This window comes from Methylobacterium longum (genome assembly GCF_022179385.1).
GTDB lineage: Bacteria > Pseudomonadota > Alphaproteobacteria > Rhizobiales > Beijerinckiaceae > Methylobacterium > Methylobacterium longum.
Map to the genome: position 1 here is coordinate 1 of NZ_BPQS01000053.1, position 24057 is coordinate 24057.

32 protein-coding genes are annotated in these 24057 nt (G+C 63.7%); 14 read left to right on the forward strand and 18 right to left on the reverse strand.

Annotation, left to right across the window (positions count from 1 at the left end; translation table 11 throughout):
- Positions 1–451: 451 nt before the first annotated feature.
- The 3 genes from MFF58_RS26375 to MFF58_RS26385 form a co-directional block, all read right to left on the reverse strand.
- Complete coding sequence (locus MFF58_RS26375) at positions 452–1630, reverse strand: acyltransferase family protein (RefSeq protein WP_238292284.1); 1179 nt, start codon at positions 1628–1630, stop codon at positions 452–454.
- Between the two features lie 445 nt (positions 1631–2075).
- Positions 2076–2357, reverse strand: a complete 282-nt coding sequence (locus tag MFF58_RS26380) for a hypothetical protein (RefSeq protein WP_238292286.1) — start codon at positions 2355–2357, stop codon at positions 2076–2078.
- 86 nt (positions 2358–2443) lie between these two features.
- Positions 2444–2734: a hypothetical protein gene (locus MFF58_RS26385; protein ID WP_238292288.1), complete on the reverse strand. Its 291-nt coding sequence runs from the start codon at positions 2732–2734 to the stop codon at positions 2444–2446.
- Positions 2735–2818: 84 nt separating this feature from the next.
- Here MFF58_RS26385 and MFF58_RS26390 point away from each other — a divergent pair, with 84 nt between their 5' ends.
- The 4 genes from MFF58_RS26390 (at position 2819) to MFF58_RS26405 (ending at position 4035) form a co-directional block, all read left to right on the forward strand.
- Positions 2819–3076: a helix-turn-helix domain-containing protein gene (locus tag MFF58_RS26390; protein ID WP_238292290.1), complete on the forward strand. Its 258-nt coding sequence runs from the start codon at positions 2819–2821 to the stop codon at positions 3074–3076.
- Positions 3073–3282, forward strand: a complete 210-nt coding sequence (locus MFF58_RS26395; RefSeq protein ID WP_238292292.1) for a helix-turn-helix domain-containing protein — start codon at positions 3073–3075, stop codon at positions 3280–3282. Before MFF58_RS26390 ends, MFF58_RS26395 begins: the two co-directional genes overlap by 4 nt.
- A 254-nt stretch (positions 3283–3536) precedes the next feature.
- On the forward strand, positions 3537–3749 hold the full coding sequence (locus MFF58_RS26400; RefSeq protein ID WP_238292294.1) for a cold-shock protein: 213 nt from the start codon (positions 3537–3539) through the stop codon (positions 3747–3749).
- 79 nt (positions 3750–3828) lie between these two features.
- Positions 3829–4035: a hypothetical protein gene (locus tag MFF58_RS26405; RefSeq protein WP_238292296.1), complete on the forward strand. Its 207-nt coding sequence runs from the start codon at positions 3829–3831 to the stop codon at positions 4033–4035.
- 63 nt (positions 4036–4098) lie between these two features.
- Here MFF58_RS26405 and MFF58_RS26410 read toward each other — a convergent pair whose 3' ends face one another.
- On the reverse strand, positions 4099–4359 hold the full coding sequence (locus tag MFF58_RS26410) for a hypothetical protein (protein ID WP_238292298.1): 261 nt from the start codon (positions 4357–4359) through the stop codon (positions 4099–4101).
- 131 nt (positions 4360–4490) lie between these two features.
- Here MFF58_RS26410 and MFF58_RS26415 point away from each other — a divergent pair, with 131 nt between their 5' ends.
- On the forward strand, positions 4491–4739 hold the full coding sequence (locus tag MFF58_RS26415) for a hypothetical protein (RefSeq protein ID WP_238292300.1): 249 nt from the start codon (positions 4491–4493) through the stop codon (positions 4737–4739).
- A gap of 21 nt (positions 4740–4760) precedes the next feature.
- Here MFF58_RS26415 and MFF58_RS26420 read toward each other — a convergent pair whose 3' ends face one another.
- A complete protein-coding gene (locus MFF58_RS26420) occupies positions 4761–5021 on the reverse strand; it encodes a hypothetical protein (protein WP_238292302.1) in 261 nt (86 codons plus the stop codon).
- 123 nt (positions 5022–5144) lie between these two features.
- On the opposite strand from MFF58_RS26420, the gene MFF58_RS26425 reads away from it, so the two are divergent.
- Both MFF58_RS26425 and MFF58_RS26430 read left to right on the forward strand, forming a co-directional pair.
- Complete coding sequence (locus tag MFF58_RS26425) at positions 5145–5381, forward strand: DUF6894 family protein (protein ID WP_238292304.1); 237 nt, start codon at positions 5145–5147, stop codon at positions 5379–5381.
- Between the two features lie 609 nt (positions 5382–5990).
- A complete protein-coding gene (locus MFF58_RS26430; RefSeq protein WP_238292306.1) occupies positions 5991–6278 on the forward strand; it encodes a hypothetical protein in 288 nt (95 codons plus the stop codon).
- Positions 6279–6406: 128 nt separating this feature from the next.
- Here MFF58_RS26430 and MFF58_RS26435 read toward each other — a convergent pair whose 3' ends face one another.
- Both MFF58_RS26435 and MFF58_RS26440 read right to left on the reverse strand, forming a co-directional pair.
- Positions 6407–6589, reverse strand: a complete 183-nt coding sequence (locus MFF58_RS26435) for a ribosome modulation factor (RefSeq protein ID WP_238292308.1) — start codon at positions 6587–6589, stop codon at positions 6407–6409.
- Positions 6590–7098: 509 nt separating this feature from the next.
- On the reverse strand, positions 7099–7494 hold the full coding sequence (locus MFF58_RS26440; protein WP_238292310.1) for a hypothetical protein: 396 nt from the start codon (positions 7492–7494) through the stop codon (positions 7099–7101).
- 198 nt (positions 7495–7692) lie between these two features.
- Here MFF58_RS26440 and MFF58_RS26445 point away from each other — a divergent pair, with 198 nt between their 5' ends.
- A complete protein-coding gene (locus MFF58_RS26445; RefSeq protein WP_238292311.1) occupies positions 7693–8079 on the forward strand; it encodes a hypothetical protein in 387 nt (128 codons plus the stop codon).
- 1408 nt (positions 8080–9487) lie between these two features.
- Entirely contained in the window at positions 9488–10864 is a 1377-nt protein-coding gene (locus MFF58_RS26450) for a GNAT family N-acetyltransferase (RefSeq protein WP_238292313.1), read from the forward strand.
- Here the strand turns inward: MFF58_RS26450 and MFF58_RS26455 are convergent.
- The 5 genes from MFF58_RS26455 to MFF58_RS26475 all read right to left on the reverse strand — a co-directional run bounded on the left by MFF58_RS26455 (position 10835) and on the right by MFF58_RS26475 (position 13713).
- Entirely contained in the window at positions 10835–11236 is a 402-nt protein-coding gene (locus MFF58_RS26455) for a hypothetical protein (protein ID WP_238292314.1), read from the reverse strand. The genes MFF58_RS26450 and MFF58_RS26455 overlap by 30 nt on opposite strands.
- A gap of 276 nt (positions 11237–11512) precedes the next feature.
- Positions 11513–11887, reverse strand: a complete 375-nt coding sequence (locus MFF58_RS26460) for a hypothetical protein (RefSeq protein WP_238292316.1) — start codon at positions 11885–11887, stop codon at positions 11513–11515.
- Positions 11888–12382: 495 nt separating this feature from the next.
- On the reverse strand, positions 12383–12610 hold the full coding sequence (locus MFF58_RS26465; RefSeq protein ID WP_238292318.1) for a hypothetical protein: 228 nt from the start codon (positions 12608–12610) through the stop codon (positions 12383–12385).
- An 87-nt stretch (positions 12611–12697) separates the two neighbouring features.
- Positions 12698–13066, reverse strand: coding sequence for a hypothetical protein (locus tag MFF58_RS26470; protein WP_238292320.1), 369 nt, complete (start codon positions 13064–13066; stop codon positions 12698–12700).
- Positions 13063–13713 carry a ParA family protein gene (locus tag MFF58_RS26475; RefSeq protein WP_238292322.1) on the reverse strand — a complete coding sequence of 217 codons (651 nt, stop codon included), beginning with the start codon at positions 13711–13713 and terminating at the stop codon, positions 13063–13065. The genes MFF58_RS26470 and MFF58_RS26475 overlap by 4 nt, the downstream gene beginning before the upstream one ends.
- 228 nt (positions 13714–13941) lie before the next feature.
- Here MFF58_RS26475 and MFF58_RS26480 point away from each other — a divergent pair, with 228 nt between their 5' ends.
- Positions 13942–14907: a site-specific integrase gene (locus MFF58_RS26480; RefSeq protein ID WP_238292324.1), complete on the forward strand. Its 966-nt coding sequence runs from the start codon at positions 13942–13944 to the stop codon at positions 14905–14907.
- 146 nt (positions 14908–15053) lie between these two features.
- Here MFF58_RS26480 and MFF58_RS26485 read toward each other — a convergent pair whose 3' ends face one another.
- Together MFF58_RS26485 and MFF58_RS26490 are read right to left on the reverse strand one after the other, a co-directional pair.
- Entirely contained in the window at positions 15054–16277 is a 1224-nt protein-coding gene (locus MFF58_RS26485) for a sensor domain-containing diguanylate cyclase (RefSeq protein ID WP_238292326.1), read from the reverse strand.
- A gap of 387 nt (positions 16278–16664) precedes the next feature.
- Positions 16665–17183 carry a Ros/MucR family transcriptional regulator gene (locus MFF58_RS26490; protein WP_238292328.1) on the reverse strand — a complete coding sequence of 173 codons (519 nt, stop codon included), beginning with the start codon at positions 17181–17183 and terminating at the stop codon, positions 16665–16667.
- Between the two features lie 274 nt (positions 17184–17457).
- Here MFF58_RS26490 and MFF58_RS26495 point away from each other — a divergent pair, with 274 nt between their 5' ends.
- A complete protein-coding gene (locus tag MFF58_RS26495) occupies positions 17458–17745 on the forward strand; it encodes a hypothetical protein (RefSeq protein WP_238292330.1) in 288 nt (95 codons plus the stop codon).
- Positions 17746–18021: 276 nt separating this feature from the next.
- Here the strand turns inward: MFF58_RS26495 and MFF58_RS26500 are convergent, their stop codons facing one another.
- Positions 18022–19482 (reverse strand): terminase large subunit domain-containing protein, encoded by a 1461-nt coding sequence (locus tag MFF58_RS26500; RefSeq protein WP_238292332.1) that lies wholly within the window; start codon positions 19480–19482, stop codon positions 18022–18024.
- Complete coding sequence (locus MFF58_RS26505; protein WP_238292333.1) at positions 19436–19807, reverse strand: DUF5681 domain-containing protein; 372 nt, start codon at positions 19805–19807, stop codon at positions 19436–19438. Before MFF58_RS26505 ends, MFF58_RS26500 begins: the two co-directional genes overlap by 47 nt.
- Positions 19808–20097: 290 nt before the next feature.
- Between MFF58_RS26505 and MFF58_RS26510 the strand changes: the two genes are divergently transcribed.
- Both MFF58_RS26510 and MFF58_RS26515 read left to right on the forward strand, forming a co-directional pair.
- Positions 20098–20448 (forward strand): hypothetical protein, encoded by a 351-nt coding sequence (locus tag MFF58_RS26510; protein ID WP_238292335.1) that lies wholly within the window; start codon positions 20098–20100, stop codon positions 20446–20448.
- Positions 20449–20551: 103 nt separating this feature from the next.
- Positions 20552–20812, forward strand: a complete 261-nt coding sequence (locus tag MFF58_RS26515) for a hypothetical protein (RefSeq protein ID WP_238292337.1) — start codon at positions 20552–20554, stop codon at positions 20810–20812.
- 65 nt (positions 20813–20877) lie between these two features.
- On the opposite strand, the gene MFF58_RS26520 is transcribed toward MFF58_RS26515, so the two are convergent.
- Both MFF58_RS26520 and zwf read right to left on the reverse strand, forming a co-directional pair.
- A complete protein-coding gene (locus tag MFF58_RS26520) occupies positions 20878–21129 on the reverse strand; it encodes a hypothetical protein (RefSeq protein ID WP_238292339.1) in 252 nt (83 codons plus the stop codon).
- 238 nt (positions 21130–21367) lie between these two features.
- Complete coding sequence (gene zwf, locus MFF58_RS26525; protein WP_238292342.1) at positions 21368–22831, reverse strand: glucose-6-phosphate dehydrogenase; 1464 nt, start codon at positions 22829–22831, stop codon at positions 21368–21370.
- 306 nt (positions 22832–23137) lie between these two features.
- Here zwf and MFF58_RS26530 point away from each other — a divergent pair, with 306 nt between their 5' ends.
- On the forward strand, positions 23138–23932 hold the full coding sequence (locus MFF58_RS26530; protein WP_238292343.1) for a DUF1194 domain-containing protein: 795 nt from the start codon (positions 23138–23140) through the stop codon (positions 23930–23932).
- Positions 23933–24057 lie beyond the last annotated feature (125 nt).

Below are 24057 nucleotides of genomic sequence, written 5' to 3' on the forward strand. Positions count from 1 at the left end.
CGAACTCGACCACCATCTCTGGAACTGTGGGATCGACACCTTCCTCGGCCCCTACGCCGATAGTACCGGTCCCAGACACCACGTCTGCTGTGAACGGAAAGGCTCGCCTCCCGCGTGCGGAGCGGGGGAACGTCAACCCGATCGCCAATCCGCCGCTACCCCCGGCACGACCAAGGTTCGAGACAGAGGCTCGAGCGTACTCGCCCCGACCGGCCAAGGTGCTGCAGTAGCCGAAAAACGATCCTCAACCGGAGCCCGAGGATCCTGCGGCCTCGTCGCTGCCATCGTGGCGGCTGGCGGCATGTAGCCGCTAGTCGAGCCAGCGGACGCGCGCGACCAGCCCGAGGAAGCGCAGGGTCTCAGGCCAGGATAAGCGCCGGGTCTGAGGCGAGCGGTACGGAAGCGCGGTCGGCGTCAGGCGCGCTCCAAGTACGTAGCCTCGTCAGACGAGTTACTCAGGGGCAGGGCCGTCGCTGGTATGTTTGAGCAGCATGGCGGGCCTATTGCTCCGAGCAAGAGGCAAGTTCAGTTTCGACGTCAGCCATCTCCTGATTGGTACATCGAAGAGCGCGTAAGCTGCCGCAGAAACCAGTAGGACGAAGAGGGTCGCTGGGGCAACGACACCGAGCCGCTCGACTAAGGACAGGTGAAGCTTAGTCCCAAGCACTCCGAAGCCTCTGATCAGGGGGAAGTGGAGGGCGTAAATCGGGTAAGACAGGTCGCCGCTCCAAGCAGACCAGCGCTGCCCGAGTGCCCCGAAGTGCGCCGATGATGCGGCCCAAACGATCCAAGGCAGGATGAAGAAGACGCAGATGCCGTCGAACGCCTCGTTCAGAGCGCCGAGGGTGGGCATCAGTAAGATGGCGACGAGCAGGAGAGCGGGGATGGCGAAGGGAGGACGCGGCGCCCGACCCCGGATGCGGAACAAGATCAGCCCCACGCTGAACGACCAGCCCACCCGGGCGAAGCCCAGCCAGAAGTCGTTCGGCAGAGCGCCGAAATCGATCTCCCCATACCGATGGACGCCCCAGAGCAGGCCGAGCACACTGATCCCGAGCACCGGCACCAGGGCCCAGAGATCAAGGCGCATCCAGGCCCAAATCGCAAAGGCGACGTTAGCGACAGCTTCCAGAAAAAGTGACCACGTGGGAGTGTTCAAGGGGAACACCACGCTGTCCAGCGTCGTCGTTGTTCCCATTGGTAAGAGGACCAAGCCGAACAAGAGTGCTCGCATGGTATCAATCAAGTGGTGATGCTGATCGGCGACGCCCGGCCGTATGAGTTCGGCAACAGCTCCGACGAGCGTTCCCAGGACGATAAGTGGCATTAGGCGGACCGCACGCATAAGCGCGAACCGCAAGATGGGGAGGCGTCCTGAGGCAATACGGGCTTGGTAAGCCCGAGCCATCACGAAGCCGCTCAAGATGAAGAAAAAGTCCACGGCTAAATAGCCATGCCGGAACAGAAAAGCGATATTGAGTCGCTCAGTATAGTGCAACCAAACTACTCCGAGCGCTGCTAAACCTCGAAGTAGATCGAGACCGAGATAATGGTCAGCTTGGCCTGACGCTGCCGGTAATGCTGCGTTAAGGGCAAAGGCTTCTCGAAAGAATTTTTTCAATCCAGACATATATGTTCAATTTTTCACATAGATCACTATGGCAGATTAAGCCCAAAATAAGTGGCATCTTTGCTATAGAGCGGAAGCTGATTTTAGCGAAAGTGTGTCAAACTACATATCTGCTTCTACGACCCTTTTGATCGTGCGTTCTCACGAAGTTTTGAATATCAGTCCAGGAGATGTGGGGCGCTCAACCTGTGACAGCCGTGTCCGAGCACGTTGTGACGTGTTTGCCGCTGGAGCCTTGACGAACGGAGGAGGCATCGATGCCATCACCGTTGTTCGTCAATCGGGAGCGCGACCGACATCAGCGGACCTTGACCATATCAATCAGTGCCACACCCATGGCCGCGATGACGTTGCCGCGCCCACGCCAGGGCAGGATGTTCGCTGCGGACAGGGTCCCTGCCTCTGGCTCGGCAGCCAGCCGGCCCGCTCGGGTTGCGGGTCGGGTTCAGAGCAGGGAGGCGAGACCGGTCAGGACCATGCCGCCGCCCACGATGACGAGGGCGGCCAGCAGCTCACCGGCCACGTCTAGGAAGCGCAGGGACCGGCTGTGCGCGGTGTCGGGGCGGACGGGCGCCACAGCCTGCCAGGGCTCGATCGTGCCGGGCTGCGTCTCGTCGGGCAGGTTGCGGTAGCGGCGATCCAGCGGGATCTGGCGGCGGCCCGTGCGGGCGCTGGTGCTGCGCACCGGGACGGGCTGGCTGAAATTCGGGATGCGGGCATAGGACATCGTTCGCGCTCCTGGTGGGGCTCGTGGCGGTGGATCGGAGGTGAAGGGATGGCGCCGGAGGGGGTCAGACCGGCGCGGTCAGGGGGTCAGTGCGCGGCGGCGCGGTGGGCGGCCTTGGCGACCTGCCACGTGGCCTTCAGGGCGGAGGACATCGCCTCAGCGCGGGAGACGCCGCAGCGCTCCTGAATGCCGGTGGCAGCCTTGCAGGCGGCGGCCATAATGGCGGCGCGGTCGTAGCGGCCGGCGACGACGAGGGGACGGGTGTGGGCGCCGAGCTGGATCAAGGCGCGGGCGCCAAGCATGCCGGCGGGGATCTTGGTGCGGGCGTCCTGGCCGGCGCGGTCGATGCGGGTCCAAGAGACGGTGCGGAAAGCCATGGACGACAGCCCCTCTGTTGTGCTACCAGCACAACATGAGGCCGCACTTATGTGCTGTCAACACAAAAATGGTGCTACCAGCATATGAGTGCCGACGATCAGTCAGCCCCCGTGCTCACGGTCGAGCAGATCAGGATGGCGAAGGCTGCTCTGGGTTGGTCTAATCCGATAATCGCGGAGAAGACGGGCCTCCACCGCAACACGTTGAACCGGGCTGAGAATGGCGAGGCCAAGCGCTCAACCTTGGAGCTGCTGCGCCACGTGTTCGAGGCCGCTGGATTGGAATTCATCCCCGAGAATGGCGGCGGGGCCGGGATCCGGTTCCGAGAGCGGAAGGGATGACCACAGGCCTTCAAATCCTACAGGCGCGTCGCTCGCTCGGTTGGGAACGCACGGATCTGGCCAAGCGGGCCAAGGTGCCTCTGAGCGTCGTAGCGCGGGCCGAGAGCAGCCCTGGCGAACCGGCAATCACCATCGCGCAGCTGAACGCTCTGATGCAGGCCCTGCGCGGTGCCGGCACCAGCTTCCCGCCTGCCGACTCGCTCTGAGGCATCCCATAAAAGGACTGGTTTTTTATTCGGAAACAGGGGCGCTCCTGCCTCGGGCGCCCATTTCCGCGATCCCTAAAAGGCCCCTTCCCCAGGATGGACGGGACCTGATGCCAGCATGAGCCTCATCCGCAACGAGGCATGAAGCTGACGGCGATGGGTTGAATGGCCTCGCTGTGGAACGTTGAGCCAAGAAGGGCTAATTCGGGCTCACGGCACACCGTGTTGGCGAGCCGACTACCAGGATTATCTCTATGGCTACCGGCACTGTGAAGTGGTTCAACGAGACCAAGGGCTACGGCTTCATCCAGCCCGATGACGGCGGCGGCAGGGACGTGTTCGTCCACATCTCGGCTGTCGAGCGCGCGGGCATGCGTAGCCTGAACGAAGGGCAGAAGGTCTCCTACGACGTCGAGGCCGACCGGCGCAGCGGCAAGGAGAGCGCCGCCAACCTGAAGGCGGTCTGAGCAGTAGCAGACCAGTCAGTTAATTGATGGCGCCGCGTTGGCCGTGGCGTTGTCGCATGTGCCCTGGCATAGCGTGCTGATGGCTGATCCTGTCCCGCACCCCTACTCCATCGAGGTCTCGCCGGTCGCCAAGCCGGAGGGCCACTTCCAGTGGGCGATCCGCAAGAGCGGCAAGCTGACCGAGCGGTCGGACCGGCCCCACCGCAGCGAGGCCAAGGCGTTTGAGAGCACCATGGAGGCCGTCGAACGGGCGATGAAGCCGGGAGCTGATGGCGGGCGTCGCTGAGCGCGCTGTCATCTGCCAAGCCGCGGCAGCCCGTGATTAGAGCAGGCGGAGGGGCCGTACAGCCTATGCAACGTCGCTGACCTGCTGCCTTGGTCCGCTCTCGCCAACGAGGGTACCGATCAGCCGCCAGAGTTCCTGATGCTCGGGGCTGTTGCGGCCGGAGGCGAGGAACGTCGAGAGGCTGAAATCCGTCACGTGGCCGCCTGAAGCGACATTGCCGGTGTGCCGAACAAAGCTGTGCCCCGTCGTGGGGTCAAACAGCAGGTGCCAGCAATCGCCATTCGGGCTGGCGTAGATCAAGCGATTGGCTTCGGGAAGGCTCATAGCCGGCCTCCATGTTCGGGCATAGGACGACGGCACAGACCCTGCGTCAGTTCCACGGATCGGCCAACCGACGTCTCGCTGGAGCCACGATGCGACTGAGTCCGGCACCAAATCTCAACGGGGAAGGTCCAGTGGACGAGGCTGCGGTGGGCGCACTCGTGACCCTGGTGCTGGCGATCGAGCGCACGCCGACTGGCCCGTACGCTGCCGGCTACCGCGCTTCGATCCGCCGGCACGGCCAAGCGCTCGCTGACAAAGGCGGTTCTGAGATGATGCAGGCGGTGCTCAGGCAGGTCGCGCAACTCTCGCCCGTCCGGGCGGACGCACGCCGTGCCATCATCGTGTCGGCGTGGTCGAACCTACTCGCGCGAGGCCGATGAAGCAGCCCAGAATGCGGCAGCCTACGCGAGCGCCTGCGGGTGCGGTGAGGACGTGCCGGAGTACGTGTCGGGCTTCAGCGGACAGCCGCTATGGGCCCTCCGGTGCGACATGGTCCGACGAACGGTTGGCGAGCCGTAGGCGCCTAGGATCATCACCTGCCCGTGGCAGGCCGGGCAGCGCTTCACGGCCATAACGTGCTCGGTTGCTGCCTCAGTGAGGCTGACAGCGCGCCATTCGCCCTCGATCTTCACTTCGCAGGTCTGCGGCTTGGGCTTCGTCATGCCAGCGAGGTGCCATACCAGTGAGATCGACGCCAGGGTGTCAGGATCGCTGGCGCAGGGGCCCGAACGGCGGCGCGAAACCTGCGTTGATTGGCGCTGCACGCTGCTCCTGAGATGCGTCTCATGCCCCGCTACTTCATCGACCTACACGACGGGGGCGAGTTGCTTCGTGACCAGGACGGCTACGAATTGCCCGACCTCGAAGCCGCGCGGGCGCAGGCGGTGCGGATCATGATCAGGATTGCACAGGGTCTCACGGACAAACCAGGGCGGCAGGATTACGTCGCCGCCGTGCGGGACGCCCAGGGCGCAGTGCGATGGCGCTACAGAATGTCCCTCGACGCCGATCCAGCCGAATGAACGCGCTCGCCGTCACCGTGTACCCTGTGCCTGCTGCACGGTCAGGATTGGGGCGTGCCGATCTGTGAGTTCGCCAAGAAGGCTGCAGGTTGGTGAGGTACCGGGTTCAGGCCAGGATCGGCGGCACGGGCTCGCTGGTCGGGTTCACGGTGCTGGTGACGGCGCCGGCGGCCTGACGGGCCTCGTGCCGTAGCCCCTATAATCCAGAGTTCACCTCGGGGCTGCGATCCGGTTCCGGGAGCGGAAGGGATAGGCGTTGGGGCAGTCAGATCGTACCAGCGAGCACCTGAAGGCGAAGGGCTATCTGAAGTGAGCAGACCGCGGCTTGCCATGGGGCTTGCCGGATTTGTCGTCGCGTTCGTGTCAGTCGTGGTGCTGAAGGCAAGCGCCCACCAGAACGCGCCAAGTGCCGTGCTCGTCGCAGCACTCGTTGCTGGAATTGCGGTGGCTACCATCGCCGCAAAAGGGTGGTAGCCGCCCCCCTGCCTCGTGGAAGAGGCGCTGAAGGCGATGCGCTCCGATAGTCATGCCGGCCTTTGAACCCGTACTCGCCCTCAGCCGTTGGCGTGGCTCGCGCCAGTCCGGTGCTGATACGCGCAGAGATCCATAATGAGCCGCCCCCGTCGCGTTGGCCTGCCTTGGTACGCCCTGGAGAACTACCCGGCGTTGCGCACAAGCCTCGATGATGGTGAGAAGCTGCCTCCGCTGTACGACACATGGCGGATTGCTACCGAGCAGATGGAGCGTGAGGTGCAGCGTAGCGGCGTCGAGGTCGTGCGCGTGCCGATTGAGCCGAACGCCTTCGCGGCATGGTGCTCACGGAACGGTGGACAGAGCGATGGCGCGGCGCGGGCTAGATACGCAGCCGAGATGCTCGCGCAAGACGCTGCGGCCTGATCGGAGCGCGGACCACTGTCATCTTCATCGAGGTGAACGGCGGGGGACCGGGCGTGCGGCCGGCTGATTTTCGGCTATCGATACGCCATCCCGGCGGCTATCCTGCCGCGATGCGCTACGCCCAGTAGTTAGGCGTCAGCTATCGGGCAATCCGGCCCGTCCCTCCAAGGTGTTCCGTCGTAGCCCTCCATCCAGGCTCTGCGCTCCGGCGAGCGAGCCGGGTATGGGCAAGCATCCTTCGGGCGCCCGGCAGCACGGGCACGTGCCCCTTCAGAAATAGCGTTCAGGGTTGGGGGCTGGCGAATATCCATGACACCCTCCTTGAGCAGTCGGAGCCTGTCTGCACGATTGAACCTGCCAGGAGCCTGCGAAGATCCCGTCAGATCTGCCTGTTGTTGGCCGCCGTCGCGTAGGAACGACACCACCGTCCCGGCGGCTGTCCCGCCTGGATGCGCTACGCTTCGCTAGGCGGACGGAAGCCGTGTCAGCTCGGCTTGTGGGTTCGAGGCTCAGCGCGAAGTTCACCGCGATCTCGGGCAACCTGAACTGAGCTGGCTCGGCAAGAAGAAGCCCGCGCCAGCGGACCGGGCGGGCTGAAGGTAGGGACGTTCGCTGCGTTAGACGAACGTCTGTCGGAACCGTACCAGCCCCCGCTGCCATGGTAAGCTCGCCACGGTGACAGATCTAGGCGCGTGGTCGGGGGGCTGCTCCGTTGGGCCGTCCTTGTCCGCGAGCGTGCCGATCAGCCGTCAGAGGTCCTGATGCTCGGGGCCGTTGCGGCCCGATGCTAGGAAGGTCGGCAGATGATGACCGCCAGCAATTAGCGAGGCATTCGCCCTCTGACCATGCCGGCCAGATAGTCACCGTTGATGATGGCGCCGAGATCCTTCTCTATCGGCAGGTACCGGGGTCGACGTCTTTTATCGCAGGCTTCATCGAAGCCGAGGATGCGACCTGTGTCCGGCTCAATCTGACCGACGACCGCACCGTCACGATCGCGGACCTCCAAGTTATCGCGGCCGATGGTGATCGTCCCGCGGATGATACCAACAGAGTTCGTCATACCGAAATCGGACTGGCGCACGTAAGCCTCGCCATCGGGACCAGCTGGATCGATCGAGATGTTGCCGAACAGCACCTTGGCGATGCGGCAGTCTGCGGCCTGCGCCGCTCCTTCAGCGGCGACGAGGGCGAGGACGGCGAGAGCTGCGCGCATGGCGGTAGAATATCCGCCGGGATGGGAGTGTCGAGACATCCCGCCGGCCACACCCACTAACCGCCCCGCCTTCCTGCCGCTGAGCCACGTCGCGTATCGGTTCATCGCTGGTGAGATTGGACGCTCCCCCGCCCCGTGAGCAGATCGGGGCGGGCCGAGCGAACCGGTCATTAAGGCTCCGGCTCTACCGCCGCCAGCATGTCAGCCAGCGCAGCTCTCACCGACCTCCCGCCCGCCGTCGCCTCCTGGCGCAGCGCCATCGAGAACCTGTCCGAGCACGCCTCGCCATGCCGGTACCTAGCCCCGGCGAAGTGGGCGATGATGCGGACGAACGCGCTAATCTTCTGCGACCAGCACGGAGCCGAGGCGTACCGGCTCGGCTGGACGGCGCAGCAGCTCTTCGGCGTGCATGCGGACCACGGCACCCTGCGCGTCGACTACTGCGGAGCCTTGATGGTCGGCGGCACCCCGGCGCGGGGCGTCGAGGCAAACCGTGTGCTGTTCGAGCAGACGGCGGCCTATCCCGACCGGCAAGGCCAGATCTGGGGCGTGCCGATCTGGGAGTTCGCGGCGCGGGCTCGCTAAATCTCGTCGTCGTTTGCGGCAGTTGCAGCCTAGCCGCGCCGCCGGATCTACGCAGATAAAACGTGAAGTAGCATCTATTTTTCTGTTTTTGTGGCTTCAACACCTGTATATTCAGCACAACACATTGCATCTACCTGCCAAAACTCGCAAAATTATCTACAAATATTTATAAAAATAATCTTCCTTCGCTCAACTACGTAGTTTAGATCTAAATAATCTGATTGACTGCGCAGGAAATCTAATCAATTTTCCGTGAAGGGAAATTGAGAAATGGAATGATGATTAATGACGCGGGATGATTGCGAGCATTGGCTTTCTGGATTTTGGGAGGCGGCAAACGCTTCTGGCTTAAGGATCCCGATCTACCTAGCTAGGCATCCTAGATCGGCCTTAAAAGCCATCAAATACACGCTCGAACTCCCGCGCCTAGAAGCTATTCTGAGTGATGCGCCAGAAGGAATAACGATTAAGAAAAATCTTGAGCGGATTTGCTTAGTGAAATTTCTTCGCTTGGCTAATGCTGGCGCGTGTGTTCTTCCTATACCCACGGATCCTTCTGACTATAGTGTGGGATCTAGCAAGCAAACTTTGCGGCGCAAAGTGCGCTCTGCGACTCGGTCCGGCGTTACTTGCCGTGCCATCACGGATTTAGAACATCAACGCGAAATCGCGAAGATACTTGATCGCACCATTCGAACCAAATCCAATCCGCTTTACCGAAATCTCAATGCAGATAGCGCAGACCTGATAGATGGCGGGTTGTGGACGGTCGCATTTGATCAGAATGGCGTGCCGCTCGTCGTTGCTGTCACGCCCTTGGACGGGAATTGGGCGTTGCTGCGATCATTCGTGTCGCTCGGGGACACGCCACAACACTCGGATGCACGTTATCTGCTTACCCAGGCTATGGTCGAGCGGTTAGCTAATCATCGGGTGACATATCTAGTTGACTCACGCAGCTCTTCAGAGCTGCCAAACGGGCTAAGGCATTTTCAGCGAATGCTTGGGTTTCGTATCGCCCGCATACAGATCTCGAATACGTTGAGCGCCCCTGTCCGTGCGAACAATGCACAGCATGTCCGGTCAGCGTGGGCGGTGAGACGGCCATTTGAACGCAGGATCCTATCTGCGCCATCACATAATGCAGACGCGGCGAGGCTTTCGCAATCAGTAACAAGCTAGGAACGTCCTGCACTTTCGAGCTGAACCACACTTAGCCCGCGGCTCGCATTTCGGCACCCGCCTCACCTCGTGGCCGGTCCCCCGATCGAGCGGTAGACCGCCATCGGGCGCGGCCATGTGAAGGAGGCGATGGCGGCCTTGGTGGCGGCAGGTCTGATCGTCCAAAAGCGTGGTGGCACCCGGCTGCAATACCCCCTGCCGCTCCCTGCCGAGTTCGAGCGGATGTATGCCCTTATCACAAATTTATCCGCTGCCAACTGTCGATCTTCGACAGAATACTGATGTTAAAGAGGCAATCGGACTAGCGAACGATGCAGCGATCGCAGAGACTTGGAGCGTACTCCACCACGATTGCGGGGCTAATCTCAGCGGTTATCAATTACCGATGGAGGACATGACGACAATGCAAATCGATCATCGACCTATTCGAACCGTTTCGGTCCGGGATGTCGATGCGCTGTCTGCCCATGCAGATGCCTGGGATCGACTAGGCAGGTCGGCGCCTCAGCGCCTGCCTACGCTTCTTCCGGATTGGATGGATGCCTTCTTTCGCCACCGGGTGGGCGAACAGCAAAGTTGGTTCTGCACTTTCGCCTATCTCGGGGACCGTCTGATAGGCGTTCTGCCTGTCGTCGTCTCGCCACATCCGATCTTCGGTCGGGCGCGCCCGTTGCTCATGACGCCCTCCGACGACATCACCAATTCCGGCGACATTCTTCTAGCAACGGAGCATGCTCACGAGGCTCTCACGGCTCTGCTGCAGGAAGTGCTGCGAGAGCAGCCGGCGTATCTCGAACTGCTCCTCCCCGCCGTCCGCCAGACATCGCCCCTATGGGCGGCAACTGCGGTGGGACTGCCAGAACATGTCGTAATGAAGGGAAGGGTCTGTCGGTATTCGAAGATCGACGTTGCCGCAGGCGAGAAGGCCTACCTCGACGGTTTGGGGCAGTTGAAACGCAACCTGCGCCGCTACCGGAAAAAATTGGACGAGCGCGGGCCGGTTTCGGTCGAGATCCTGACCGATGAGGCGGCCGAACCCGGCTTCATCCACGAGTTCCTGGAACTCGAAGCCTCAGGCTGGAAAGGGCGTCACGGCTCAGCCATCATCCAGCAGCCGAAGGACGCAGCCTTCTACACGCGTCTCGTCGAGACCTTCGCCGCGAGGGGGCGGCTGGAATGGCACGTGATCCGCGTTGCGGGTCGTGTTGTCGCGGCGGGGATGGGCCTCCGCTGCGGGGCTTCCGTAGCCCTACCGAGAATTGCCTTCGACGAGACGTACTCGGACTGTGCACCGGGAACGCTTCTGACAGGCGAAGTGAATGCCGAAGCCTTCCGCCGAGGCCACCTCATCGAATTGAACCATCTCAGCGAGGCGGCTTGGCACCGTAACTGGAACATGCCGCAGGAAGAATACGTCAACCTCCACCTCGTTCGGCGAAGTTTTACGGCGAGGCTTTTCCATCAGACGGTTGTGGCATCTCGCATTTTCTGGCACGAGGACTTGAAGCGTCGTATTTCACCTGAAGTGAAAACGCGCATCAAGGCTCTAATTCGGCGCGGCAAAGCCACTCAGTCAAAGCATCGGCGCCCGAGTATACAGTAGGTTATCATGTAAGTCCCACCGCCGAGAGCGTCCGAGTAGTTGCGCGAGTGATAGCCGTTCGTCGTCACCTCCCGTCCCGGTGATAGGGCCTCGGCTGGATCCAACATCCTTCGAACCGGAAAGCCCATGATGATGGCGGTCATGACCATGGTCTGGCCCAGGCCTCGGCGTGGTCACCTTGTCCGCCAGCAGCTTCTTGGCCTGCGGGTGCTGCTCGATCGCTTTAAGCATGTCGATCCGGTGGCTGGACTTGAAGGCGGACGGCTTGGCAGCCTCGTCCTTCAAGTAGGCGTCCGTGGCCGCCTTGATCTCCTCCTCCGTCACCTCAGACTTCCGGCGCAGGTCGCCGACGGATGGGATCTCTTTGGCCATGCCGGAGAGCTATGGTGGCGCCCCTGCTCCGTCCACCAGCCCCCCCGCGGCGCGATCAGCTGCTCCCGCCAGCGGCTTTGATGTCGGACGCCCGCGCCTCCACCCGCTGGACCTTCGATGTTGACCGTCAGACTGTGACGCTTCATCAGGGCGCGTCCCCACAGGGGACACCCATCGATCCGGTCAAGCCCTCCCCCGAGACGAAGCCGGATCGGTGGGGCCCTTGCGCCGCCGTTAGGCAGCGGGCTGCCTCGTGATCGGGGGGGCAGCCCGCGCCTACCGCTCCAGGGGGAACCGCTCTGCATATTCGTGGCGCAGGGCGGCGAGCCGGCCGCGCAGCTCAAGCGCGCTTACCTGTTGCCGCCGCACAGCATCACGCATCGCTTCAGCATCCGCCTCGCCGAACATCTGTTCCGCCGCATGCATGAGCACGTCGGCCGTCATCTCGGTGCGCGTGGCCTGGTCCGAGATAGCGTCCATCAGGTCCAGCATGGCCTTGCGCACATCCTCCGCGCTCATGGCGCTCTCGCCTCGACCCGTCGCAAAGGGGTTGGCAGCCATCGCGATGCCAACCAATACCACATCAGCGGCGGCGGCGCTTAGTTCGCGGCCAGTAGCCTTGGCGCCCTTGCGGGGCTCAGTGGCGATCAAGGCTATGACCATGTCCGGGAACTACTTCGGCCAGCGCTGGGTGTCTATCAAACCAAGGCGGATTGCCAGGGCGAGCACGACCGGTCCTGTCACGGCATCAGCGCCATCGATCCGGTAGACATGCCGGGCTCCAGGCACCTCTTCGACCCGATGACCAGCCGCACGTAGCTCCGCAACGGCTCGAACGATGTGATCTGCGATCAGGGTTCAGGGCTACTGTAAGCTGCTCGGTAGCGTCTACCGCACAGGCCGGGCGGCCATATCATCACGGCTCGCCCAGCCTCACGCACATCCCGACCGCACCGCAGCAGGTAGGGCTGACCTCGCGCCATGATGAGGGTTTTTCAACACCACAAAACCAGCATAATCATAGCTGAACGATGCGAATGATCCCGCCATTGAGCCACATGTCGCCCGGCTTCAGCCCGTCAATCGACGTCGACAGGATCGCCAATCGATCGTCGCGGGCCGAGCTGCCGCCTGCCGGATCTTGCGCTACGCGCGGTCGTAGATTTGGAAGTTCCCGATCACGAACAGGACGAGCGCTACGGGGACGAGCACCCGCCGCTCTTTCTGCATTGCATCGGCGATCGGCTGCAACTGCGGGATCAACGTCGGCGATAGCCGCACGAGACCGAGAATGACGGACAGCACGCCCCACCACGAGCCGAGCACTGCCCAGAGGTAGTCCGCTATCTGGTCGATGATCGTCGGATCGATCACGAACGGCCATCCACCGACTTCCGAATATGACGCTTTAATACCACCACAGAACAACCATTAAAGTACCTCAGTCACGCTTCTGCAGTGCTATCGCCACCCCGTTGTGGTGGGTTTGCCGATGATATAGTCGATGCCCTCAAGGATGAGAGAGTGGATCGAACGGCCCCGGTCCTCAGCGATCCGAGCGAGCGCCGCATGCCGAGCATCATCGAGGTAGACTGTCTGCCGCGCCGCGACAGGCCGGCGCCCCTTCGGCCTGCCGATCGGCTTCGTATCCGCCGTGGTCTCGGCTGGTTGCAGGATCTGTGCGGGCAATGTGGCCCGCGGATCAGGAGCGGCTTCAGTCAGGGGTGCACGCGCCAAGCTGGCATCTGCATCGTCCTGCTCAACCTCGCGAGCCGCGGCCGCCGCAGCCTTCATCGCCAGTGCCTGGGAGACGTTCGGGCGGCGGCTCATTGAGTCTCTCCCAGGCGGACCATGACGGCATTAGCGAGCGCGGCGAATTCGGTGGCCGATGGCGTGTCGGGCGGGACGGCCTCTCCCGTGGCGAGGCTGTCGGCCACGATGGCGCGATAGGAGATGGCTGGCGCTACAGGCTCAGTCAGAGCAGCCAGCGTTGCCACCACGTCGCGCCCTGCCCCGGTCCGGCGGTCGATACGGCTCGGAACGATCAGGATGTCCGGCCGATCGCGCTTGGCAGCCTTCCGGTGTCGACGGATCGTGCCGACAGTCTCAGCCGCGCCGCGCACATCCAACACGGTCGAGCCGGCCGGGACTAGCACGAGGTCGGACACGGCGATGGTCGCCCCGAATGCCGCGCCCATGGCGCCGGGCGCGTCGATCAGCACGAAATCGGTTCCCTGCCCCCGAACGGCCTTCACCCACGCGGACACCGCGGCGTCGGCATCTTCCTCAAGGAGATGGGCCGCGACCTTGAACGGCAACTGTCCGTCTTCGGCGATCGAGGCGGCGTGCGCGGCTGGGTCCGCGTCGAGCACGGTGACGGTGCGCCCGCGCCGATGCAACTCGGCTGCGAGGTTGAGGGCCGTGGTCGTCTTACCGACGCCGCCCTTGCTCTGGGCAAGGCCGATGATCCTTACCATTTCGGCGCCATTCTCCCGCTAATACGGTGGGACAAAACCACCAGACCGGCGTCAATCTCACGCCGCCGGCACGCGGGCTAGGGAATTTCAGCACCAGTTGCGCCGAAACCTCGCGCTGCGGTCCGTCACACTTTCATGGTGTGATAAAAGCGGGATGATGGGATGACGCTCGCGCGACCATAGCGTGCGTGATAGTGTCTGAGAAGGACAGTTATCGGACACGATGCGATGTCGGGCTTAAAACCCTACCGCCCGGGCGCTGGCGCCGGTCTGCCGATCGCGGCCGGCCTGTCCGATCAGGCGCGCGCATTCCAGCGCGCTGGCAAGGCCAAGAGCACGCAGCGCGCCTACCTGAGCGATGCGGGCCTATTCGCTGCCTGGTGTACGGAGCACGGCCTCGACCCGATGCCGGCGACGCCGCTAGCGGTCCTGGAGTTCTTGACCCACCAAGCGACACGCGGCGCGAAGGCATCGACCATCGCTCGGCGGCTCGCCGCGATCCGGTACGCGCACAGGCTGGCCGGGGAGGTTGATCCGACCGACAATGAGGGGTTGCGCGAGGGCCTGCGCGGGATCCGGCGCGAGATTGGCACCCGGCCGACCCAGAAGGCGGCCGCGACCGCCGACGTGCTGGCGGCGCTGCTGATGCGGACGCCGGACAGCCTGACCGGCCAACGGGATCGAGCTCTGCTAGCGCTGGGCTTCGCGGGCGCGTTCCGCCGGAGCGAACTCGTCGCGCTCGACGTCCAAGACCTGCGCGAGGATCCGGAAGGTCTACGGGTTATCGTTCGCCGGTCGAAGACCGATCAGGAGGGCAGGGGGCTGGAGAAGGCTATCCCGCATGGACGGTTCATCCGCCCGGTGGCTCTGGTGCGGGAGTGGCTCGATGCGGCCGGCATCACGGAAGGCCCGGTGTTCCGGCCGGTCAACAAGGCTGGCAGAGTCGAGCCGCGGCGCCTCGGCGTGAAGACGGTCGAGCGAGTCATAAAGCACTACTGCACGGCCGCCGGGCTCGATGCCTCGACCTTCGGGGCTCACAGCCTGCGCGCCGGCTACATCACAACGGCGGCCGAGCGCGGGGCGGATCTCGCCCGGATCATGGACCAGTCGGGCCACCGGGATCCGCGGACGGTGGTCGGCTACATCCGGCGCGCGAACGCCTTCAAGGGGCACTCGGGGAGCGGGTTCTTGTAGCCCATCGATCGCCGATGACGATTTCAGGTTCTCTCTGACGCTTGTGCCCTGATCGACGCAGCGAGCTTCAAGCGGCCAATGTGAGATGTGCCGCTGCCGTCTTTAGCCGGCCAGCGGTGCGACAGGGCAGCAATCCGGCCCGGAGCTTAAATGAAAGCGACGTCAAGATGTTGGTCGCTTTTGCTTACGATCTCGCACAGCCGGGAGAAGCCATCGGCCTCTATCAGCAACTTGAACTTTTCCGGGACGCCAGCTGTTGTGACAATCTTCAGTCCAGCACTTTCATCAGACAGGCTGCGCACGGTGCAATCGATGGCGGAACGCCCTGCGTTGAACGAGATCTGACCCGCCTTGAGCACACGGCGGCGGATGTTCTGCTGCGCGATCGCGACGGGCCTCCATTCCATGCACCTGTTACGCCCGTCGTCCTTGGCGGCGTAGAGCGCTGCATCTGCGTTCTGCAGCAGCATGTCAGGATCGCCGACGGACCCGTTGAGCGCCGCCACACCGAAGCTTGCTGTAATCCTGATGGAGTTACGTAGCGTTGGAATATCGAGCCGCGCGATAGAACCCCGCAGCTTCTCGGCCACCTGCATCGCGGATGCGAGCCCGGTATGCGGCAGCAGGATCGCGAACTCCTCACCACCAACGCGGCCGAAGGCATCTGATTTACGAAGCTCGACGCGACACACCTCAGCCACTGCCGATAAGACCCGATCACCGACGGGATGACCATGCTGATCGTTCACGGATTTGAAGTGATCGAGGTCGAGCATGATGCAGCTGAGTTCGTGCTTATGCCTCACGGCGAGCGCAAACGCGCGGCTGAACTCATCGCGAAAGGCGCGCCGCGAGAGAGCCCCTGTCAGGCCATCAGTCATGGCAAGAACCCGCAGTTCCAGCTCGCTGATGACGATGTGGGCGAGGTCAGAAAGGGTATCCAACTGATCGGCCAGGAAAGTGCGCGGCTTTGTATCCATCGCGCAGAGCGTCCCGATGCAGTGGCCTTCTGGCGTGCGCAGCGGGACGCCCGCGTAGAAGCGGATATGCGGCTCGCCTAGGACAAAGGGGTTATCGGCGAACCGCGCGTCGGCGAGGGTGTCCGGTACGATGAGCGGCCGGGCCTCCCGAACAGCCACGTTACAGAGCGCAGGTCCTTTGGACGTTTCGGAGGCTGAGACGCCTTGGCGCGACTTGAACCACTGACGGTGGCCATCGATGAGCGAAATGGTCGACATGGAAACATCGAAGATACGGCGTGTCAGCCGCGTGATGCGGTCGAACGCCTCTTCAGATGGTGTGTCGAGGACATCGTACCGGTCGAGATTGGTAAGCCGTGCCTGTTCTTGGATCTGGGCCTGAGCCGGCATGGCACATCCTCGGATGCAAGGGTCAAACCACTTTAATGACAAATAAATCTTTACAGAGTATGACTTTCGATGGAGATCTTGAGCACCTCTTCAACACATTCCACTTCTTGCTGGCGATCTGGCCCGGTCACGCATCCGGTCGAGCGACAGAGTGATGCAGCGACTGCAGCTCTCACTGCCCCCAGGCCGAGCCGCGCGGCATCTGCATCGTGCGGAGCCACCGCTTGCAGTGGCAGGCGTCAGAGAGCGCGGACGCGCCGGTCGCACGTGAACGGGGTGAACACGGCAACCAGCGCGCTCGCAGGCGGGAGCTAGTTGAAGCTCAACCGCCACGATGGGTGAGAATATGGGGATCGACACAGCGCGCGTGCGGATCCCAGCTCAGCCTTAGGCCTCAGCAACTTCCTTCGCCTTCCGCGGCCGCCCAGCACGCTTCGGCTTCTCGGAGATGGTCTCAGCGGGCTGTGCAGCTTTCGGAGCGGCTTTCGTGCGTAGCTGGCCAAGGCCGATGCTCCTGGCAAGCTCAGCGCGCTGCGCCGAGTAGTTAGCAGCCGTCGACGGGTAGTCCCGTGGCAGGCCGAAGCGCTCGCGGTACTCCTCGATGGTCAGGCCGTTGCCGGTGAGATGCCGCTTGAGCGTCTTGTACGGCTTACCGTCGATGAAGCTGATGAGCGCGTCCGGCGTGATCGACTTGCGGATCTGGGCCGGGGTAGCCTTATCGGCCGTAGGGGCAGCCGGCACGGCAGAGGTGCCGAGCCCGGCGAGCGCAGCATGCGTGCTGGAGATCAGCTCCGCCATGTCCCCAGGCCGTACCGCATTCTTCGACACGTAGGCCGAGACGAGCTCAGCTGTCAGCTCTACATAATCGACGGCCTGAGCCTCGATGGTCTCTACGCTCTCGTCCACGGCGCACCTGTTCTTGGAAAGCCCACAGAATGTGTTGGCGGATCAAGGAAAGCAAGGCATTGCTAAGTGCATTTCTTGTTTCTGTAGGCACTCACCGTCGTTTTACAGCCAGCCGTGCCATGACGGTCACTCAATTGATGCGCGAGCTGCTGGCCAGGACGCCGATGTTAGATCCGTTACGGCGCGCCGGAGGTAGGATGGCTGTCGGCTACAATCGATGCGCCAACGCTTTCAAAGAGCACAGCGGTTCTAAGTTTCTGCAGGAGCGGCAGACATGACGGACGCAGGTCAGGAGCGATTTGCCGCCATCGTGGCTGATAACGTAATCTCGACGCTTGAGAGAGTGTATGGCGGGAAACTGGAACCCGAAGACCGGCGCGATCGTACCATCGCGGAATTGATGCACGAGATGCTCGCCAACATGCCGACGACATCCGGGCGCGTGCTGGCGCAAGCCTGCAACCGTGTCTTGGCAATCCAGCCGGATCGAGGAAACCTCATGCCGCTGGTATCGGAAATCGACATGACTGATGGCGCCGTGACGATGAACCCGCTGTTCTGATGGAGACAGCGCGGTTCATCTGCACGGCTGCTGCTGCGGTCGCTGGCTTGATTGCCGGAGTCGCGTGGCTCATCTCAACGCGCGTCGGCACGGAGAACCGACGCCAGCCGCCAATCGAAGGCACGACGGCCGACGGGGCGGTCACTGTTCGGTTTGGGAAGCGGTATCTGCTCCTCTACCCGACCCTACGGCAGCAATCGACTTGGAACAGCTATGCCGCCATCGCGGCGTCGGTCTCCGCGTTCGCGCAGGTGGCGCTTCTGTTCCGATAGGCCTCTATACCCGCCAGGATCCCCCACTAGACCGCATCGACTTGTAGCCGGTCAGACCGTCCTTCGGCTGCGTCGAGGCCTTCGGCGCAATGCCCGGCCGGGCGCGGTCGAGGAGCTGTCCTACGAGAGCAATGCTGTCCACAATGTCGTCGTGCACGCCCGCGGGGAAGCGCAGCAGCTCGGCCTCGAAGTCCTTCCGCCACGGCGCGTCGCCCGGGATGTAGAGCCCCCTCATCGACATGCGGGCGCGGATCGATTGAGCGCGGACAGCCTTGTCACCGCGGGTCGGGAACTGGCGCCGGACGCAGTACGCCTTCGCCTCGCGGGCGGCGGCGTCCATCATCGGCCCGAGCGCGGATCGGATCTGGCCCGTCTCCTCGGCCCATTCCAGCGGGCGCCACTTCTTCACCAGATCGCACCACGCCGCGATCCACTCGCCGCTGTCGGCCTGCTTCCGCCAGAGGTCGAGGACGTGCATGTTGCCGTCTGGGTCCAGCCCCACGACGATGTGCACGGTGTAGTCGCCACCGTCCCGCGTCACGGCGTAGTCGCTGCCGCCGTAGACGTTCAGCCCCTCACGGGCGGGCGAGCCCTTGCTCGGCTTGATCCATTCCCGCTCGAAGTAGGATCCACCCTCCGGCACCGGAACCTGCTGATACAGGCTCGCCCAGGTGCGGGTGTCGACCTCCTCCTTCCGCCGACGGAGCTGTGCGCCGTAGCCGTACTCGCCGTCATCCCAGAGGAAGTCGCCCATCTGCCGCCCGAGCCGGTCGCCGAGACCGGCCTGCGCCGGCAGAGACAGCACACGGTAGGGGCGGGCGATCGCGTCGAGCTGGCGGATGATGCGCCCGGCAAGGTCGTCGTCGTGCCACCTCGTGTGCATGACGACCTTCTTGGCTCCCGGCTTGAGGCGGGTCGAGAAGTCGTCCGAGTACCAGTCCCAGACCCGATCGCGCATGCGCCGGCTCTCCGCATCCTCGCGGCTACCGAACGGGTCGTCGATGATGCCGAGGTCCGCACGGAAACCCGCGATGCCGACACCCACGCCGACGGCGTAGTACTCGCCGCCGGCCGTGGTCGCCCAGCGGTTCGCCGCTTGGCTGTCCGAGGATAGGCTGACACCGAGTTCGCCCTCGTGCTCCACCATCAAGTTCCGGGTCTTGCGCCCGAACCGCTCGGCAAGCTCCGAGGAGTGCGAGGCGGTGAGCACGTTCCGCTCGGGGTGGCGGGCCACGTACCAAGCCGGGAACAGGTGGTTGGTGTAGATGCTCTTCCCGGATCCGGGCGGCATGAACACCAACAGCGTGTCGATCTCGTCGTCGGACTCCAGCAGCTCAAGCTCGGCGATCAGCACCTCGTGGTGGTGCGCCGGGGTGTAGCCGGCAGCCACGGACCACGCGACCAGCGAGTCCTGGATGTCAGTGCGCCGTTGGCGGCGCTTCGCCTCCATCGTCAGCAGCCTCACTCGCTCCCGCGCGGCCGAGACGTCGAAGCTGCTCGACGGCTGCGGCGAGTTCTGACCCAAGCTCGGCATCGGTGAGGTCTCCAACGGGATCGACGGTGAGGTGCTGGGCCGGCTTGCCCCAAGCGCGGTCGAGGATGTGGCTGGCGGCGGTGACACGGGCAGCGGCCGGCGCCTCGTCGTTGCGCATGACGCCGGCCAGGGTTTCGAGGGCCTCGCGGGTGTAGCCGCGGGCGAGCTGCTTCACGTCGTCGGGCAGGCGGGGGCGGCCTCCGGGGTTGCCGGACTGGCCAGGGGCGAAGGGCTTGAGGTTAGTCGGCTTCGTCATGGTCTTACACACGGTCTATGGGTTCTGGTTGAGTATATAGGATTTGCCTATGGATCGCTGAGAACAGTGGCGGGAACAGTGTCCGGGTTCGGATCGACTAGCGGGTTCTGAGTGGCAGCAGGCAGCCTGCGGTCAGACCCTGTGCGCGGCGACCGTGGCCCGTTGGTGGACCTCGCCAACGGCGTCTCGGACCTACAGCGCCACCACGGCGATTAGCGCTCTCAGCCGCGCCACCTCAACTGGTCGGCGAAAGCAACTTGCTCGTGCAAGGTCAATCGATCACCTCTTGCATGCCAATCAATCTGCAGGCGCCCATGGGCCGAACGGTCGATTTAGACAGCCTGCCGCCGCAAATCGTCCCTGTCGTGCGCTCCTGGGTCGCGGCGGTCGAGGCAGCAAGTCGGCGCATGGGCGATGAACTCCGCGTCACAGCAGAAGATGCGATCGCAAGCCTACGTGGCCGGATCGTCATGACGGCGCCTCTTGAAGCGACACTGATCAAGTCCAACCTCGCCACACTGGTTCTGGCGAACAAGCTCGACCGAAGAGCTACGCTGCCATCTAAGGAGAGAACGGAGGCTCTGACCGCTCTTAATGCGCTCATCGTCGAGCTACGAAATGCTAAGCCGAAAGAGCGCTGAAGGACCTCCAGTAGATAGCCTTCCTAGAAGCACTGTCCCCAGACCGGCGCGGAACGCTGGACCTGCTGGGGTCGTTAGGGGCCGAACCTTGGAGGCAGTGGACATGAAGTACATCATCGCCGGAGGGCTGATCGCAGCAGGCCTGCTCGCCATCCCAAGCCTGCCGGCTTCGGCGCAGGGCATCGAGATCGGACCTGGGGGCGTGCGGGTCGACCCGCGCTCGCCTCGGGAGCGTGACAGGGACGAGATCCGTCGCGAAGAACGTCGCGAGGAGTTCCGTGAAGAGCGGCGTGATGCGATCCGAGGCGAGGAACGCCGACGCGACTTCGACGATGACCGTCCGCGCCCGCGAGACCGGTACTGAAGAACGGTAGACAGGTTGTCAGCGGCGGGGCGTGAGCCCCGCTGTTTCTGTGTCTGGGGTCACGATCAGACCGTTCTATCACTGCCGGGCAAGAGGTCGGCCCAGGCAGCAGCCAGGATCTCGGCGCGGACAGTGGCTCGCTTCGGGTCCGCGGCCGCGATCTCCCGCCGTATGGCGTCGAGGGTCGCGGATCCTCCAGCCGCGTGCGCCTCACGGCCCTTCCGGGTGAGGGCACTCTGGAAGGCAAAGGCAGCCAGGGCGTCGTCACCGCGGCGCTCGATGCTCTCCACGAGGGCGAGGATGCTGGCGGTGGTCATACCGCACCTCCGATCCCGTGCCACGCAATCTCCAGCACCATCGCCCGCCAGCCCGAGTGCGTTGGGTCCATCTCGGCGATCTTAACGCTTAGCGCGGCGAAATCCTCGCATGGGTTGGCGGCGTGCCGGGCGTGGCTGATCCGGCGCAGCTCGGCCCTACAAGCTGTGCCAACAGGGTCGGCAGCGAGACCAGGAACGGCGAACGGAGAGGAGCATGTCATGGTAACGACGCGGACTGTCATCCTTCGACAGGAGCTGTGTTCCGCCATGCCCGCTCGAACGGAAGGCGCCACGCGTATGGGGCCACCAACTGGTGGATCGACTTTGGTCCCCACGAGCCCGGCTCATACAGCCGTACCGGCGGAGGAGCTTCGAGGAGTGGGACCGAGACCTCCCACAGGCGTTCGATACCCTCCGCGGTGGTGAACAACGTGCGGTCGCCGCGCATCGCGTCGAGGATCAGCCGCTCGTAGGCCTCCAGTACATCGCCAACCAGCCCGGTGTCGCGCATCGAGAACTGCAGGCTCTGTTTGTCGAGCCGCATCCCTGGTCCTGGCCGCTTACCGTAGAACGAAAGGGACATTTTCGCTGCGTCGGCGAGGTCGAAGGTGAGGTGGTCCGGCCCCTGCGCCCCGACCCCAGAGTTTGCCGGGAACATGCTCTTGGGCGGCTCGCGAAAGGCGATCGAGATGATCCGCTGGCCCTCCGCCATCCGCTTGCCAGTGCGGAGGTAGAACGGAACTCCAGCCCAGCGCCAGTTGTCGATCTGGCACTTGAGGGCGATGAGGGTCTCTGTGTCGGACTCGGGGTCGACGCCGGGCTCCGAGCGATAGCCGCTGTATTGGCCGCGGACGACATCGCGCGGATCCAGGGGCAGCATTGAGCGGAAGACCTTGTTCTTCTCCTCCGAGATCGGCGCCGGCTCAAGGGACGTCGGCGCTTCCATGGCCATGAAGCCCAGGATCTGGAACAGGTGGGTCACTACCATGTCGCGGTAGGCGCCGGTGGCCTCATAGAAGGCCGAGCGGGTGCCCAGGCCTAGCGTCTCCGGCACGTCGATCTGCACGTGGTCGATGAAGTTGCGGTTCCAGATGGGCTCGAACAGACCGTTGGCGAAGCGGAATGCCAGGATGTTCTGGGCTGGCTCCTTGCCGAGGAAGTGGTCGATGCGGAAGATCTGGGACTCGTCGAACACCGCATGCAGGCGCGCGTTCAGATCAACGGCACTCTCCAGATCGACTCCGAACGGCTTCTCCATCACGACCCGCGAGCCCGCGGCAAGATCGGCGTCCGAGAGCATCTTGACCGCCGAAAGCGCGGCAGCCGGTGGCACGCTGAGATAGTGCAGAAGTCGGCTCTCAGCGCCCAGGCTGCCTCGCGCCCGATCCACAGCCTCGCGCAGGGCCGCCGGCCCCGCCGAGATCGGCACGTAATCGAGAAAGTCCGAGAATGCCGCCCAAGCTTCATCGCCTGCGCCACGCGTAGCGAACCGGTCCAGAGCCCCGCGCGCCGCGGTCCGGAAGCTGTCAGCATCTAGGTCGTCCAGAGACACACCGATAATACGGCAGGCCGGGATGAAGCCCGCGCTGACCAAGTGAAACAACCCTGGCAGGAGCTTGCGCTGAGCGAGATCTCCGGTGGCGCCGAACAGGACGACGACCTGCGGGTGCTTCGGCCCGACGCCAGGAGGTATCTTCTTCACGGGACCGCTCCGCGGGTCGAGCCGGGATCTCGGCAACAGGCATATCAGCAATAGGAGTGCCAAATCGTCGGACGCTCGACCGACATACGACCGGGATGAGGCATGCCGTCGGGGTCGGACATGGCGGCTCCTTCAGGCTGCACGGGCGAGGCCGGCGTAGGACGCCAGCAGGTGTCGGCGTTCGTTTGAGGAAAAGCGGTTGACCTCGTGTGGGGTGAGCCTGCTCGAGCCGCGAAGCGCCGCACCCAGCGGGCCTTCCCTCACGAACTTCGGCTGCGCAGACTGGATGGGCGTCGGAGAACCCCCATGCGCCTCGCCGTTGTCACCGCCTCCCTCTTTGCCCTGGTTCTCCCAGTGCAGCAGGAGCGGGCGCAGGAGGCTGGAAAAGATGTCGACCTCGCCCTGGTGTTCGCAGTCGATATCTCGCTCTCGATGGATCCCGAGGAACAGCGGGTCCAGCGCGAGGGCTACGTCGCTGCCTTCCGGTCTGAGGCGGTCCAATCAGCGATCCGCCAAGGGCTGATCGGTCGTATCGCTGTGACCTACGTCGAGTGGGCCGGTGTCGGCAGCCGGTACGTGGTCGTACCCTGGACGCTGATAGGCACAGCCGCTGAGGCCGAGGGCTTCGCTGGCCAACTCACGCGTGCGCGCCCAAAGCGGGCGATCTGGACCTCGGTCTCGGCGGCGCTCGATTTCTCGGTCGAACTGCTGCGGGTGGCGGGAGTGGAGCCGACACGGCGCGTGATCGACGTGTCCGGGGATGGCCCGAACAACCAGGGCCGCGAGGTTACTCAGGCGCGGGACGATGCGGTGGCGGCGGGCATCGTCATCAACGGCCTGCCGCTCATGATCAGTGCGCCGACGGGGCCCTACGACATTCCCGACCTCGATCTGTACTACCGCGACTGCGTCATCGGCGGTCCTGGTGCCTTCATGGTGCCGGTACGCGATGTCGCTGAGTTCGCCACAGCGATCCGCACCAAGATCGTACGGGAGGTCGCCGATGCGGCTGCGCCCGCGCAACCTATCGTGCCGGCGCAGGCGTTCAGTCGGGCTCGCTGTGCAATCACGGGGCGCCGTGGCGGCGACTTCGATCCCTGACATTAGATGCCCACCGGGCTTGCGACGGAAGGCGAAATGCTCAGCGGGGTCGAGGCCGCCCGCGAACGACCCCAGCAGTCGACGGGGACCATCATCAGGGCCACCACGGCAGAAAGTGACCGCGT